This window comes from Pseudomonas putida (assembly GCF_022627325.1).
GTDB lineage: Bacteria > Pseudomonadota > Gammaproteobacteria > Pseudomonadales > Pseudomonadaceae > Aquipseudomonas > Aquipseudomonas putida_X.
The window spans coordinates 54,750-67,287 of sequence record NZ_JAETZZ010000001.1 but is presented as its reverse complement, the minus strand read 5'-3'; the positions used below and the strand labels follow the sequence as shown (position 1 = coordinate 67,287).

Sequence of the window (12,538 nt, the reverse complement as noted above, 5' to 3'; positions counted from 1 at the left end):
TCAGGCGAGCCCACAAAGTTTGCGCAGTTGCGCGGTGTCCAGGTGCTTTTCCACCAGGTCGGCCAGGCGTTCGATATCCCGCTCGCGCAGGGCCTGGTAATCGATCTGCTGCACGTCCGCCAGGCCCGCCCAACGCAGCAGCGCTGCGCACGACTGGCTGCCTTCGAACAGGCCGTGCAGGTAGGTGGCGAGGATCTGCCCGTCGGCGCTGATGGCTCCGTCGCTGCGGCCATCGGCCAGTTGCACGGCGGGGCGCTCCAGCGCAGGGCCTTGGGTGACGCCGGCATGGATCTCGTAACCGGCCACAGGCGACTGTCCGAGGTGCAAGGCTCCGGCTACGTTGCGCAGCTGCTTCTCGGCCTCAAGCACCGTGGCGTAATCGAGCAGGCCCAGCCCCGGGCTGGACCCGGCAGGCCCCTCGAGGCCGAGCGGATCATGCACCTCACGGCCCAGCATCTGCAGGCCGCCACAGATACCGATGAGCTTGCCGCCGTAGCGCAGATGGCGGGCGATGGCGGTATCCCAACCGCGCGCGCGCAGTTGCGCCAGATCGCCACGCACGCTTTTGGAGCCAGGCAGGATGATCAGGTCGGCAGGCGGAATCGGCTGGCCAGGGCCGATGAACTGCAGGTCCACCTGGGGATGCAGGCGCAATGGGTCGAAGTCGGTGTGGTTGCTGATGCGCGGCAGCACCGGCACGATCACCTTGAGCACGCGCTCATCCTTGGCCGCCTGGCGTACATCGATGCCGTCTTCGGCCTCCAGGTGCAGGTCGGTGACATACGGCAGCACACCCAGCACCGGCTTGCCCGTGCGCTGCTCCAGCCAGTCCAGGCCCGGCTGCAGCAGGGCGATGTCGCCACGGAAACGGTTGATGACGAAGCCCTTGACCCGGGCTTGCTCGGTCGGCGACAGCAGTTCCAGGGTACCGACCAGGTGGGCGAAAACGCCGCCGCGATTGATGTCGGCGACCAGAATCACCGGGCAGTCGACCGCTTCGGCGAACCCCATGTTGGCGATGTCACCCGCACGCAGGTTGATCTCGGCAGGCGAACCTGCACCTTCGACCATCACCACCGGGTACTGGCCGCTGAGGCGCTGGTGGGACGCCAGTACCGCCTGCATGGCGATGGCCTTGTAGTCGTGATAGGCCACCGCATTCATGCTGGTGACCGCGCGGCCATGGATGATGACCTGGGCGCCGGTGTCACTGTTGGGCTTGAGCAGCACCGGGTTCATGTCGGTGTGCGGCGCCAGGCGGCAAGCCTGGGCCTGCACCGCCTGGGCGCGGCCGATCTCACCGCCATCGGCAGTCACGGCACTGTTGAGTGCCATGTTCTGCGGCTTGAACGGCACCACGGCCACCCCCTGGCGCAGCAGCCACCGGCACAGGGCGGTCACCAGCGTGCTCTTGCCGGCGTCGGAGGTAGTGCCTTGCACCATGAGGGTGGTCATGCCATTTCCTTCTGATAATCGGCCAGGGCCTGGGCCAGCCGCTGCTCTTCAGCAGCGCAGGCGGGCAGGCCCAGGCGCACGGCAGGTGGCTGTTCGAACAGGCGCACCAGGATGCCGCGGCGGGCCAGAAAGTCATGCAGGTGCGCTGCGCGCTCGTAGCGTACGTACTGGAACAGGTCGCAACCACCTGCCGGGGCCAGGGCAGTGTTTTCCAGCAGCCGGGCAAGCCGTTGGCTGGCACGGGCACAACGCTCGATCTGCAGCGGGTGCGCTGCCAGGTCGGCGAAACACGCCTGGGCCAGCACTCGGGTCGGGCCGCTGATGGTCCACGGGCCCAGCAGGTCGGCCATGCGCCGCAACAGTGGCTGCTCGGCTGCCACGCAGCCCAAGCGCACACCGGCCAGGCCGAAGAACTTGCCGAACGAGCGCAGCACGATCAGCCCAGGGCGTTCGGCGCAACCGGCCACGCTGTGCTCGGGCGTGTTGTCCATGAAGGCTTCATCGACCACCAACCAGCCGCCGCGCTCGGCCAAGCGGGCATGCCATGCCAGCAGGCGATCGCGCGGCACGCGGTGGCCGGTGGGGTTGTTCGGGTTGACCAGCACCAGCACATCGAGGCTGTCCAGGCACGCCTGGGCCTCGCTTTCATCCAGTTCGATCACGTGATGCCCGGCGCGTCGCCAGGCCTGTGGATGCTCGGCATAGCACGGCGACAGCACCCCGACACGACCGCGCGGGCGCAGATGCGGAAGGGCCTGGATCGCCGCTTGCGAGCCCGCTACCGGCAACAACTGGCCAACACCGTAATATTGTCGGGCCGCCTCTTCGAGGCCGTCTTCGGTCTCGGGTAGCCGCGCCCAGGCGTGCGCCGGGATCGGCGGCACCGGGTAGGCCCACGGCGCAATACCGCTGGACAGATCGAGCCAGGCCTCCCGGGCAATCCCGTATTGCCGCACTGCCCTGAGCAGTCGGCCGCCATGTTCAAGCATTGCAGTAGGCTCCCACGCAGATCACCAGCAACCACAACCACACGCCACGCTGCACCAGGGCCCAGCCGCGCTCGATGGCACCGGCATCGGCCACCGGGCCTTCGCCCAGGCGCGGGCGCTCGTGGCGCTCACCGTGATACACCGCCGGGCCACCGAGTTCGACACCCAGCGCACCGGCCCCCGCCGCCATCACCGGCCCGGCGTTGGGGCTGTCCCACATCGGGCCCTGGTTGCGCCAACAGGCCAGCGCCAGGCGGGTTTTGCCGAGCAAGGCGTAGGTCAGTGCCACCAGCCTGGCGGGAATATAGTTGAGTACATCGTCGATGCGCGCCGCACACCACCCGAAGCGTTCAAAGCGTTCATTGCGGTAGCCCCACATGGCATCCAGCGTATTGCTCAGGCGGTACAGGACCACGCCCGGCGCTCCGGCCACGATGAACCAGAACAGCGCGGCGAACACGGCATCGCTGCCGTTCTCCAGCACCGATTCGGTTGCGGCCCTGGCCACGGCCGGCTCGTCGAGCTCGCCGGTCTCGCGGCTGACCAGGTAACCGACGCGGCGCCTCGCCTCCTCCAGATCACCCTGGCGCAAGGCGCTGGCGACCGGCAGCACATGCTCGCCAAGGCTGCGCAGGCCCAGGGCGCAGTACAGCGCCAGCACATCCACCAGCCAGCCAATGTAGGGCAGCCAGGAGAGGATCAGCGCCACCAGGGTCAAGGGCACCACGGCCAGGAACCAGGCACTCACGCCGTGGCTGCGCCAACCACGCCCACCGGCATTCAGGCGCTGCTCCAGGCTCGACACCAGGTTACCGAAGGCCACCAGCGGATGGCGCCGCTGCGGCTCGCCGAACAATGCATCCAGGGCCACACCGGCCACGGTCAGCAAGGCGACACTCATGGGCGCTCTCCCCAGTGGTTCTCATACAGCATGTCGCTCAAAGGCCGTTCCTGGGCCCAGTTTTCCATCACCAGCATGGGCGCCGGATAGAACTCGGTGACAGGCCCCAGGCACAGCACCGCCACCGGTTTGGCGCCGGCAGGCATGCCCAGCAGCGCAGCCAGTGCCTGCGGGTCGAACAACGAGACCCAGCCCAGCCCCAGCCCTTCGGCACGGGCCGCCAGCCACAGGTTCTGAATGGCGCAGGCGAGCGAGGCGAGGTCCATTTCCGGCAAGGTCCGCCGGCCGAAAATATGTGGCTCGCGGTTGTCCATCAATGCCGCCACCAAGACTTCGGCGCAGTCGTTGATGCCTTCTACCTTGAGCTTCATGAAGGCGTCGCTGCGCTCGCCCAAGGCCTGGGCCGTGCGCACCCGCTCCTCCTCCACCAGCGCCTGGATCCGCCCGCGCAGATCCCCCTGGCTGATGCGGATGAAACGCCAAGGCTGCATCAGGCCAACGCTGGGGGCCTGGTGCGCCGCGCCGAGCAGGCGGCCGAGCACGTCAGGCGCAACGCTGCCGCCGGCGAAGTGGCGCATGTCGCGGCGCTCGCCGATTGCCCGGTAGACGGCCGCGCGCTCGGCGTCACTGAAGGCGTGCTCGCTCATGGCCGCAACAGCGCCGCCGCCGCCTCTGGGTTGGAGGGGAAATAGAAGTGCACATAGGATGCAGTGAGCCGCCCAAGGCGGTAGACCGCCTCGTTGCCGCGCCCGCCGTTGGGGCTCAGGCCGCGCGCGATGGGCTGCAGCTCGGTGCTGGTCAGGGAGTGGTGGTAGGTGTGGCCGCGCAGAGTGCCTTCGGGCAGCTCCACAGCTTGCAGGGCCAGCGCCGCCAAGCGTTTTTGCATGGTCGCCTCGCCGGGCAGCAGGCCGAGCAGCGCTGCACGCTCACCGGCTACGTCGGTCAGGGCATCGAGCAGGTAGAGCATGCCACCGCACTCGGCCAGCAACGGCTTGCCCGCGCCGTGGTGCGCACGGATCGCGGCGCACATCGGGGCGTTGGCGGCCAGCGCATGGTGGTACAGCTCCGGGTAGCCGCCCGGCAGGTACAGGCTGTCTACATCGGGCAGCGCGCGGTCGTGCAGCGGTGAGAAGAACGCCAGCTGTGCGCCCAGGTTGCGCAGCAGGTCGAGGTTGGCGCCGTAGGTGAAGGCGAACGCTGCGTCCCGGGCGACGCCAATGCGCACACCCGCCAGCGAGGCGGTGCAGGGCACTTCCTGCGGCGCGGCGAATGCCACCGGCGGCGGCAATGCGGCATCGCAGCTGCTGCCCAGTGCCTGGGCGGCAGCATCCAGACGCGCATCCAGGTCATTCAGCTCGCTGGCCTGCACCAACCCCAGGTGGCGGCTGGGCAGCTCGATACCGCGCTCGCGCGACAGCCCGCCGTACCAGCGCAGGCCTTCGCTCAGGCTGCCTTCGAGCAACTGCGCGTGGCGCAGGCTGCCGACACGGTTGGCGAGCACCCCAGCGAACGGCAGGTCGGGCTGGTAGCGCGCCAACCCCAGGGCCAGTGCACCAAAGGTCTGGGCCATGGCCGTACCATCGATCACCGCCAACACCGGCACGCCGAAGTGGCGCGCCAGGTCGGCACTGGACGGGGTGCCGTCGAACAGCCCCATCACGCCCTCTATCAGGATAAGGTCGGCCTCACCCGCCGCGTCCCACAGCAGGCGGCGGCTTTCCTGCGCACCGATCATCCACAGGTCGAGCTGGTACACCGGCGCCCCGCTGGCACGCTCGAGGATCATCGGGTCGAGAAAATCAGGCCCGCATTTGAACACACGGACCTTGCGCCCAAGGTTGCGGTGCAGGCGGGCCAGGGCTGCGGTCACGGTGGTCTTGCCCTGGCCAGATGCCGGTGCTGCGATCAGAACGGCTGGGCAGTGGCGCGTCTGACTCACAGTTCGACGCCCTTCTGGGCACGGATACCCGCCTGGAAGGCATGCTTGAGCATGCCCATCTCGGTAACGGTGTCGGCCAGCTCGACCATTTCGGCTTTGGCCGCGCGGCCAGTGACGATCACATGCTGCATGGGGGGGCGCGCCTGGATGTCGCCAAGCACCTGATCGAGGTCGAGGTAGCCGTGCTTGAGGGCGATGTTCAGCTCGTCGAGCACCACGAACTGGACGCTCGGGTCCTGCAGCAGTTGGCGTGAAACCGCCCAGGCTGCCTCAGCGGCGGCAATGTCGCGCTGGCGGTCCTGGGTTTCCCAGGTGAAGCCTTCGCCCATCACGTGGTAACGCACCTGCTCGGGGAAGCGCCGGAAGAACAGCTCCTCGCCGGTACTGTTGCGGCCCTTGATGAACTGCACCACGCCACACTGCATGCCGTGGCCCAAGGCGCGTGCGAGCATGCCGAACGCCGAACTGCTCTTGCCCTTGCCATTGCCGGTCAGCACCAGCAGCAGGCCGCACTCATTAGGGGAATTGGCGATGCGCTCGTCGATGATCGCCTTCTTGCGCTGCATGCGCGCCAGGTGACGTTCGTCGCGTTCGGTGGTTTCGCTCATGGGGGTCTCCGCAGGCTGTCGCCGCGTAAGACACGGCGACAGGTCGATAGGCGGGCAGACGGAGAGCGCGCAGGGCCGTGGCCAGACGCCACGGTGCACCGCGCATCACCCTCCGTGATGCCGTTGGCAGTGACAGGCCGGTCTCCGGGCTCGTGAGCGGGCGTTGGCCCGGGCCCGCGCGCCTTCCCGGATACTGGCATCCAGTGGCCGTGCGCGGTTTTTGACTCACCTACCGTTGCGGGGGCAGCGCCGGACTCGCACCTTATAGGCGCACACCGGCTTCCCAGTTTCACCCTGCCCAGACGGGCTTGCAGGGCACCTGAAACACGCGCGAAGGTTAGAGTGTTGCACCGGGAGCGTCAATCGGAGGGGGTGATTTGGCAGCGATCTGATGCCGATAAAGGCGCATGATCGCTTGCTCATGGATCGCTGCGAGCGGATCGGCCGCTACGACCGGGAAGTGCTCAGCTGAACCACTGGCCGTTCTCCCGGCTCTGAATCTTCAAGAGCATCGTCACAGGGGTGCAGACATGAAACACATGCGTGTTGTCTTTCCTTGGGTACTGGGCGCTTGCCTGGCGGGCTGCACCGAGAGGGCCATGCTGGAGGTCAGTGAGGGCAGCGGCCCGTCTGTACAGCTGCCCCCACCGAAAAAGACGTTGATACCCACCGTCAATATCGCGCCCGCCATCGGCTGGCCAACGGGTGGTAAACCCAAGGCGGCAGCAGGCACACAGGTGAACGCCTTCGCCGACAACCTCGACCACCCGCGTTGGCTTCATGTACTGCCCAACGGTGATGTGCTGGTGGCAGAGACCAATGCCCCGCCCAGGCCTGATGATGGCAAGGGCCTGCGTGGCTGGGCCATGGACAGGGCGATGAAGCGCGCCGGTGCCGCGGTGCCCAGCGCCAACCGCATCACCTTGCTGCGCGATGCCGACCATGACGGCGTTGCCGACACCCGCACGACCTTCATCGACGGGCTCAATTCGCCGTTTGGCATGGCACTGATCGGCCAGGATTTCTATGTCGCCGACACCGACAGGCTGCTGCGCTTTCGCTACACCTCGGGGGCTCTGCAGCTTCGCGAACCGCCGGCGCAGGTCATCGAGTTGCCAGCCGGGCCCCTGAACCATCACTGGACCAAGAACGTCATTGCCAGTGCCGATGGCAAGAAGCTGTATGTGACAGTCGGCTCCAACAGCAATGTCGGTGAGAACGGCATGGAACAGGAACAGGGACGCGCTGCGATCTGGGAGGTCGATGCGGCCAGCGGCGCGCACCGGATCTTTGCCTCTGGGCTGCGCAACCCCAACGGCCTGGCCTGGGAGCCGCGTACTGGTGCCTTGTGGACAGCCGTCAACGAGCGTGACGAGATCGGCAGTGACCTGGTGCCCGACTACATCACATCGGTGACAGATGGCGGCTTTTATGGTTGGCCCTACAGCTATTACGGGCAGCACGTCGATGAGCGGGTCGTGCCGCCGAACCCGCAAAAAGTCGCGCAGGCGCTTGTGCCGGACTATGCCGTGGGGCCCCATACCGCATCACTGGGGTTGGCGTTTGCAGAGCCCAGAGCGCTGCCTGCACCGTTCGACCACGGTGCTTTCGTGGGCCAGCATGGCTCCTGGAATCGCCAACCGCACAGTGGCTACAAAGTGATCTTCGTGCCCTTCGACACGGCTGGCAAACCTGTCGGCAAACCAATCGACCTGCTCAGCGGGTTTCTGGATGGCAATGGCAACGCCATGGGGCGACCGGTAGGCGTGGTCAACGACCATCGCGGCGGCGTGCTGGTGGCAGACGATGTGGGCAACGTGGTGTGGCGGGTAAGCAAGGCGCCGTAGCGCCTTGCGCGATCAAGGGTTATGCGCCAGATGCCCTTGAGTGATCACCCGTTTTGCCTGCAGGTAGGCTTTGGACCAGTAACTGTTGGACAGGTAATCCAGGCGTACAGTGCCACCGGTGGACGGCGCATGCACGAAACGGCCTTCGCCCACGTAGATACCGGCGTGACTGACCTGCGAGCCACCGCTGGTGGCGAAGAACACCAGGTCGCCCGATTGCAGTGAGTGGACATCCACGGTCGGAGCACGCATGACGATCATTTCTCGGGTGGAACGAGGCAGGCTGATACCCGCTGCATCCCGGTAGACGTAGTTGATCAAGCCACTGCAATCGAAACCGGAATCGGGAGTGTTACCGCCCCAGCGATACGGCGTACCCACCAGACCGATCGCGCGCATCAGCACGTCGTTGGCAATCGGCGAAGCAGGGGGTTGGCTGTACGAGACCTGAGGCTGTACCACAGGCGCCGGTGCCGGGGCACGGCTGGAGCAGGCGGCAAGCAATGCCACCAGGGAAAGGAGTGCGAAGCGCGCCATCATCACCATGGCAGAACATCCTGTCTGAGATCGCTGGGCTGCAACCGAAAAGTGTTGAGAATTTAGATTAGACGCATTCTGTAAATACGCACGGCGACTAGCTTTTCAAGCATCGTCGCCGTGGCAGAGTACATCATTTTGATATCAGTTGCGTGCGAGATTGCTCGCCGGCGCCATGGCCAGGGCGCGCTTGGCCTCGAGGAAGGTCTTGCTCCAGTAGCGATCACCGAGGTTGTCGATGCGCACACCACCGCTGCGGCGGCTGCTGGAGTGGATGAACTGGTTGTCACCCAGATAGATGCCGGCATGGCTGACACGGCCACGGCCATTGGTGCTGAAGAACAGCAAGTCACCCGGCTTGAGCTTGTTGCGGGCCACCTTGGGCGCATCGACGTTGATCATTTCGCGGGTCGAGCGCGGCAGGGTCATGCCGGCCTCTTCGCGAAACAGGTAGCCGATGAAACCGCTGCAATCGAAACCGGACGCCTGCGAGGTACCACCGTAGCGGTAACGGGTACCGATCAGCGACATGCCACGTTCGAGGATGCTGTCGGCCAATACTGGCAACTGATAAGGCTTGCTGGTGCTGGAGAACGCCTGAAGGTCATCTTCAGTGGCCACTTCGGGTTGCTCGCCGAACACGGACGATACCGAAGCTTTGGCCTTGGGCGCCGACTGAGCGGCGACCGGGGTGTGATCCTGGGGCTGGGAAACAGGGCCTTGGGCCGCGCAGCCAATCAGCAGGGTCACAAGTGCGAGGGGCACGAGGGGTGCGAAGCGCTTGAGCATGGGCACGACCGTGTCTGTAGTCCTTTAGAAGGGGGAAACTATGCCTTCTATCAGGCCCATTTGCAAATTTTATCGAAAAAGATGTGACTTTTTCGTTTTGCCGCTCAAAGCCCCGTATTCAAGGGCTTACCAGCCAAGGGTTTCTTTCAGGAACGGGATGGTCAGCTTGCGCTGTGCCTGCAAAGAAGCCTGATCGAGCCGCTCGAGCAGGTCGAACAGGGCACTCATGCTGCGCGTACCACGGGTCAGGATGAAGTGGCCGACTTCATCGGTCAGGTGCAGGCCACGGCGCGAAGCGCGCAATTGCAGGGCGCGCAGCTTGTCTTCATCAGACAGCCCGCGCATCTGGAATACCAGCGCCAGGGTCAGGCGGGACTTGAGGTCGGGCAGCTTGATCGGCAGTTCGCGCGGCGAGGCCGAGGCGGCCAGCAGCAGGCGCCGACCACTGTCGCGCAGGCGGTTGAACAGATGGAACATCGCCTCTTCCCACTCTGCCTTGCCGGCAATCACGTGCAAGTCGTCGATGCACACCAGTTCGTACTGCGCCAGGTAATCGAGCAACCCGATACCACGATCGAGCAACTGCGCCAGCGGCAGGTACACAGCGGCTTCGCCCCGCTGCTGGAAGCGGTGAGTGGCGGCTTGCAACAGGTGGCTACGGCCGACACCCTGCTTGCCCCACAGGTAGATGAGGCTCTCGGTCCAGCCGGCGTCGGCTTCGCACAGCCGCTCTACGTAGCCCAACGCCGCTGCATTGGCGCCCGGATAGTAGTTGATGAAGGTGGCGTCATCGCGCAGGCGCACACCCAGGGGCAACTGGATCGGTGGTTTCATGCTCGCGGGCGGTCGGGAGACCACAGGGGGCCTAGGGTGATCGGTGTGCAAAGTCTATACCCGCAACGCGGGTGGCACAATCGCGAAGGCACGTAGCACAAGCAAAATCAACGAGTTGCAAGACAGTTTGGCGCCCACATGGACTGCGCCGGGTTTTAGAAGTAGAGCAAGACAGCAGCTTACAGATCAGGGTCGACCTCCCCCGCGTACATGTCCGATTCCTTGTACAGGTCATGCACATGGCGCAGCAGCACCATGATCACTGCAGCCACTGGCAAGGCCAGCAGCACACCGGTAAAGCCGAACAGTTCGCCCCCGGCAAGGATGGCGAAGATCACCGCCACCGGATGCAGGCCGATACGGTCCCCCACCAGCAACGGTGTCAGCACCATGCCTTCCAGCGCCTGACCGACCATGAACACTGCGACGATGCCCAGCATCGGGTACAGATCGCCGCCAAACTGGAACAGCCCGGCCACCAGCGCCGCACCGATGCCTATGATGAAGCCCATATAGGGCACGATGGCCGCCAAGCCGGCCAGCATGCCGATCAGCAGCCCCAGTTCCAGCCCCACCAGCATCAGCCCGGCGGAATAGATCACCCCGAGCGCCAGCATGACCATCAACTGGCCCCGCACGAAGGCCCCCAACACCTCATGGCACTCTGCGGCCAGCCCGACCACCTGCGACTCGCGCTGGCGCGGCAGCAGGCTGCGCAGTTTGGCCATCATCAGGTCCCAGTCGCGCAACAGATAGAAGCCCACCACCGGGATCAGCACGAAGTTGGCCAGCCAGGCCAGCAGCGCCAGGCTCGAGGCAGTGGCTTGGGACAGCAGCATGCCAACGATGTCCGTGGTCTGGCCCATGTGTTCACTGACCGCGGCCTTGATCTTGTCGAACTTCCAGAACCCGTCGGCCAGGCCCAGGCGGCTCTGCACCCAGGGCAGCGCCACATGTTGCAACCAGTCGAGCATCTGCGGCGTCAGTTCATACAGCCGCACCAGCTGTTTGGCCAGCATCGGGATCAGGATGAGCAGCAGCGCCAGCAGGATCAAGGTGAACAGGGTGAAGACCACCACCACTCCCCAGGTCCGCGACAACCCCATGCGCTCCAGGCGATCGACCAGCGGATCGGCCAGATAAGCCAGCAGGATCCCCACCAAAAAGGGTGAGAGGATGTTGTGCAGGCCATAAAGAAGCAGGGCGATCAGCAGGGCGACACCCACCCAGATCCAACGGCGCATATCAGTCATGGTCGCTTATCCTTACCAGCGAAAACGCAAGCCGTCGAACGGCTTGGGGGCTACAGCAGCCGTTGCCGGTTGCCCTGGCGTCGCTTCGGCTCCAGGCGCAGGCGCAGCCGGGGTGGGAGGCGCCTGTTCAGCGGGGACCTCCTGCAACTTGGCCAAGCCAAGCTGTGCACGCAACTGCTCAGGGTTGGCAGTGACGCCATAGGTCAAGGTCTTGCCGTCGGCCAGTTGCAGGCGCGGGCCGTAAGGTTCGAGCACGCGGTTGAGCTCAGCGTAACGCTGCAGGTTCACGCCTTGCACCTGCACCTGCAACTGGCTGCTGGCGCCGGGCCGGGTCACGTAACGAGAGGCCAGGCGGTTGCTGACAGCCAGCATCACAGCATCGGCCAATGCGGCCTGGTCTGCGCCTTCGGCGCTGCCTTGCTCGCGCTTGTCGCCCAGCCACAGCTGCCATTTGCCTTGCCACTTGCCATCAGCCTCCAGGGCGTGCACGGCCAACAGCGCATCGGCGCCATAACGCTCGGAAGCTTCGCGCAGTGGCGCCGGGTCGTTGCCTTCGAGCTGTTTGGCGTTGGCCACCAGTTGCTCCTGCAGGTCGGCCAGCGGCAGGCGCAGTGGCAGGCCGCGGTGCTGGGCGGCACGGCGCAGCGCCTGGGCGCTGGTCTGGCCATCGCCCACCAGGCTGCTGCCCTCGACACTGTCATTGAGCCACCAGCCGAGAATCGACGGCCGATTGCTGCCCCACAGCGCCAGCCCGGCCTTGCGCAAGGCCCGCTCGGTGCTACCGGGGTCGAACTCGACCATCACCGACTCAGGCGGGCCGGCCTCGGTACCGACCTGGTTGATGATCTGTTGCGGGTCTTTGCGCAGTTCGGCCAGCGCCGGGTTTTGCGGGGCCTTGGGGTCGCCGGTCAGGCGCAGCACCAACGTATCGAGCGCCTTGGTGGTGGCTGCAGTACGGGCTTCAGCGCCCTGCCCTTCGAGCGGTTCGCGCACCTGATAGAGCCCGGAAACGCTTTCGGCCTGGGCGGCGATACTGACCAAGGCAAGGCAGCCGGCTGACAGATAATTGAGAAGACGCATTGAGGATTCCTGTCCAGTCGAGCTTCAAGCTGCAAGCTTCAAGCTGTAAGAAAAAGCAGTCAGAACCCCAGCGCTTTGACTCGCGACTGGGGCTCGCTGATTGCAGCTTATACAGAAGGGGCTGCATCAACCACCCGCGAGGCTTTTTCAGTAATTTACTGCCCTGCCCGTCGGCCTGAGGATGGCCGCTGCACCGCAACCCTGATAAAATCGCGCGCCTTCACAGACCTCTGACGTTTCAGGCAGCCGCCGCTCCCAGCCGGCCTTGGCCGTCACGGTCGTTTTTACGAATCCCTCCCTCTTAAA

General features: G+C 65.3%; 12 protein-coding genes and 1 riboswitch. Of the genes, 1 reads left to right on the top strand and 11 read right to left on the bottom strand.

All coding sequences use genetic code 11. The features are described 5' to 3' along the window. The 6 genes from JNA92_RS00320 to cobO are packed head-to-tail and all read right to left on the bottom strand — an operon-like array spanning nt 1 to nt 5,892. The gene (locus JNA92_RS00320; RefSeq protein ID WP_241802772.1) at nt 1–1,455 is read right to left on the bottom strand and encodes a cobyric acid synthase; all 1,455 of its coding nucleotides are present in this window, start codon (nt 1,453–1,455) and stop codon (nt 1–3) included. Beyond that, entirely contained in the window at nt 1,452–2,444 is a 993-nt protein-coding gene (gene cobD, locus JNA92_RS00315; RefSeq protein WP_241802771.1) for a threonine-phosphate decarboxylase CobD, read from the bottom strand. Before cobD ends, JNA92_RS00320 begins: the two co-directional genes overlap by 4 nt. Next, complete coding sequence (gene cbiB, locus JNA92_RS00310; protein WP_241802770.1) at nt 2,437–3,345, bottom strand: adenosylcobinamide-phosphate synthase CbiB; 909 nt, start codon at nt 3,343–3,345, stop codon at nt 2,437–2,439. Before cbiB ends, cobD begins: the two co-directional genes overlap by 8 nt. Beyond that, nucleotides 3,342–3,992, bottom strand: coding sequence for a 5,6-dimethylbenzimidazole synthase (bluB, locus tag JNA92_RS00305; protein WP_241802769.1), 651 nt, complete (start codon nt 3,990–3,992; stop codon nt 3,342–3,344). Before bluB ends, cbiB begins: the two co-directional genes overlap by 4 nt. Next, nucleotides 3,989–5,284, bottom strand: a complete 1,296-nt coding sequence (locus JNA92_RS00300) for a cobyrinate a,c-diamide synthase (RefSeq protein ID WP_241802768.1) — start codon at nt 5,282–5,284, stop codon at nt 3,989–3,991. The genes bluB and JNA92_RS00300 overlap by 4 nt, the downstream gene beginning before the upstream one ends. Beyond that, the gene (gene cobO / locus JNA92_RS00295; protein ID WP_241802767.1) at nt 5,281–5,892 is read right to left on the bottom strand and encodes a cob(I)yrinic acid a,c-diamide adenosyltransferase; all 612 of its coding nucleotides are present in this window, start codon (nt 5,890–5,892) and stop codon (nt 5,281–5,283) included. The genes JNA92_RS00300 and cobO overlap by 4 nt, the downstream gene beginning before the upstream one ends. Nucleotides 5,893–6,010: 118 nt before the next feature. Beyond that, nucleotides 6,011–6,230, bottom strand: a riboswitch (cobalamin riboswitch). A 192-nt stretch (nt 6,231–6,422) separates the two neighbouring features. Between cobO and JNA92_RS00290 the strand changes: the two genes are divergently transcribed. Next, a complete protein-coding gene (locus JNA92_RS00290; RefSeq protein WP_241802765.1) occupies nt 6,423–7,739 on the top strand; it encodes a PQQ-dependent sugar dehydrogenase in 1,317 nt (438 codons plus the stop codon). 12 nt (nt 7,740–7,751) lie between these two features. On the opposite strand, the gene JNA92_RS00285 is transcribed toward JNA92_RS00290, so the two are convergent. The 5 genes from JNA92_RS00285 to JNA92_RS00265 all read right to left on the bottom strand — a co-directional run bounded on the left by JNA92_RS00285 (nt 7,752) and on the right by JNA92_RS00265 (nt 12,232). Beyond that, nucleotides 7,752–8,285: a C40 family peptidase gene (locus JNA92_RS00285; protein WP_241802764.1), complete on the bottom strand. Its 534-nt coding sequence runs from the start codon at nt 8,283–8,285 to the stop codon at nt 7,752–7,754. Nucleotides 8,286–8,420: 135 nt separating this feature from the next. Continuing rightward, nucleotides 8,421–9,065: a C40 family peptidase gene (locus tag JNA92_RS00280; RefSeq protein WP_241802763.1), complete on the bottom strand. Its 645-nt coding sequence runs from the start codon at nt 9,063–9,065 to the stop codon at nt 8,421–8,423. A gap of 126 nt (nt 9,066–9,191) precedes the next feature. After that, nucleotides 9,192–9,899 carry a DnaA regulatory inactivator Hda gene (gene hda, locus JNA92_RS00275; protein ID WP_039601502.1) on the bottom strand — a complete coding sequence of 236 codons (708 nt, stop codon included), beginning with the start codon at nt 9,897–9,899 and terminating at the stop codon, nt 9,192–9,194. A gap of 179 nt (nt 9,900–10,078) precedes the next feature. After that, nucleotides 10,079–11,152 (bottom strand): AI-2E family transporter, encoded by a 1,074-nt coding sequence (locus JNA92_RS00270; RefSeq protein WP_241802762.1) that lies wholly within the window; start codon nt 11,150–11,152, stop codon nt 10,079–10,081. Nucleotides 11,153–11,164: 12 nt separating this feature from the next. Then, nucleotides 11,165–12,232, bottom strand: a complete 1,068-nt coding sequence (locus JNA92_RS00265) for a DUF2066 domain-containing protein (RefSeq protein ID WP_241802761.1) — start codon at nt 12,230–12,232, stop codon at nt 11,165–11,167. Nucleotides 12,233–12,538: the final 306 nt, after the last annotated feature.

Excerpts from the sequence above, each read along its gene's own strand:
- cbiB (WP_241802770.1), bottom strand. The coding sequence starts at position 3,345 with ATGAGTGTCGCCTTGCTGACCGTGGCCGGTGTGGCCCTGGATGCATTG.
- JNA92_RS00270 (WP_241802762.1), bottom strand. The coding sequence starts at position 11,152 with ATGACTGATATGCGCCGTTGGATCTGGGTGGGTGTCGCCCTGCTGATC.
- JNA92_RS00285 (WP_241802764.1), bottom strand. The coding sequence starts at position 8,285 with ATGGTGATGATGGCGCGCTTCGCACTCCTTTCCCTGGTGGCATTGCTT.
- JNA92_RS00280 (WP_241802763.1), bottom strand. The coding sequence starts at position 9,065 with ATGCTCAAGCGCTTCGCACCCCTCGTGCCCCTCGCACTTGTGACCCTG.
- hda (WP_039601502.1), bottom strand. The coding sequence starts at position 9,899 with ATGAAACCACCGATCCAGTTGCCCCTGGGTGTGCGCCTGCGCGATGAC.
- bluB (WP_241802769.1), bottom strand. The coding sequence starts at position 3,992 with ATGAGCGAGCACGCCTTCAGTGACGCCGAGCGCGCGGCCGTCTACCGG.
- JNA92_RS00265 (WP_241802761.1), bottom strand. The coding sequence starts at position 12,232 with ATGCGTCTTCTCAATTATCTGTCAGCCGGCTGCCTTGCCTTGGTCAGT.
- cobO (WP_241802767.1), bottom strand. The coding sequence starts at position 5,892 with ATGAGCGAAACCACCGAACGCGACGAACGTCACCTGGCGCGCATGCAG.
- JNA92_RS00320 (WP_241802772.1), bottom strand. The coding sequence starts at position 1,455 with ATGACCACCCTCATGGTGCAAGGCACTACCTCCGACGCCGGCAAGAGC.
- cobD (WP_241802771.1), bottom strand. The coding sequence starts at position 2,444 with ATGCTTGAACATGGCGGCCGACTGCTCAGGGCAGTGCGGCAATACGGG.
- JNA92_RS00290 (WP_241802765.1), top strand. The coding sequence starts at position 6,423 with ATGAAACACATGCGTGTTGTCTTTCCTTGGGTACTGGGCGCTTGCCTG.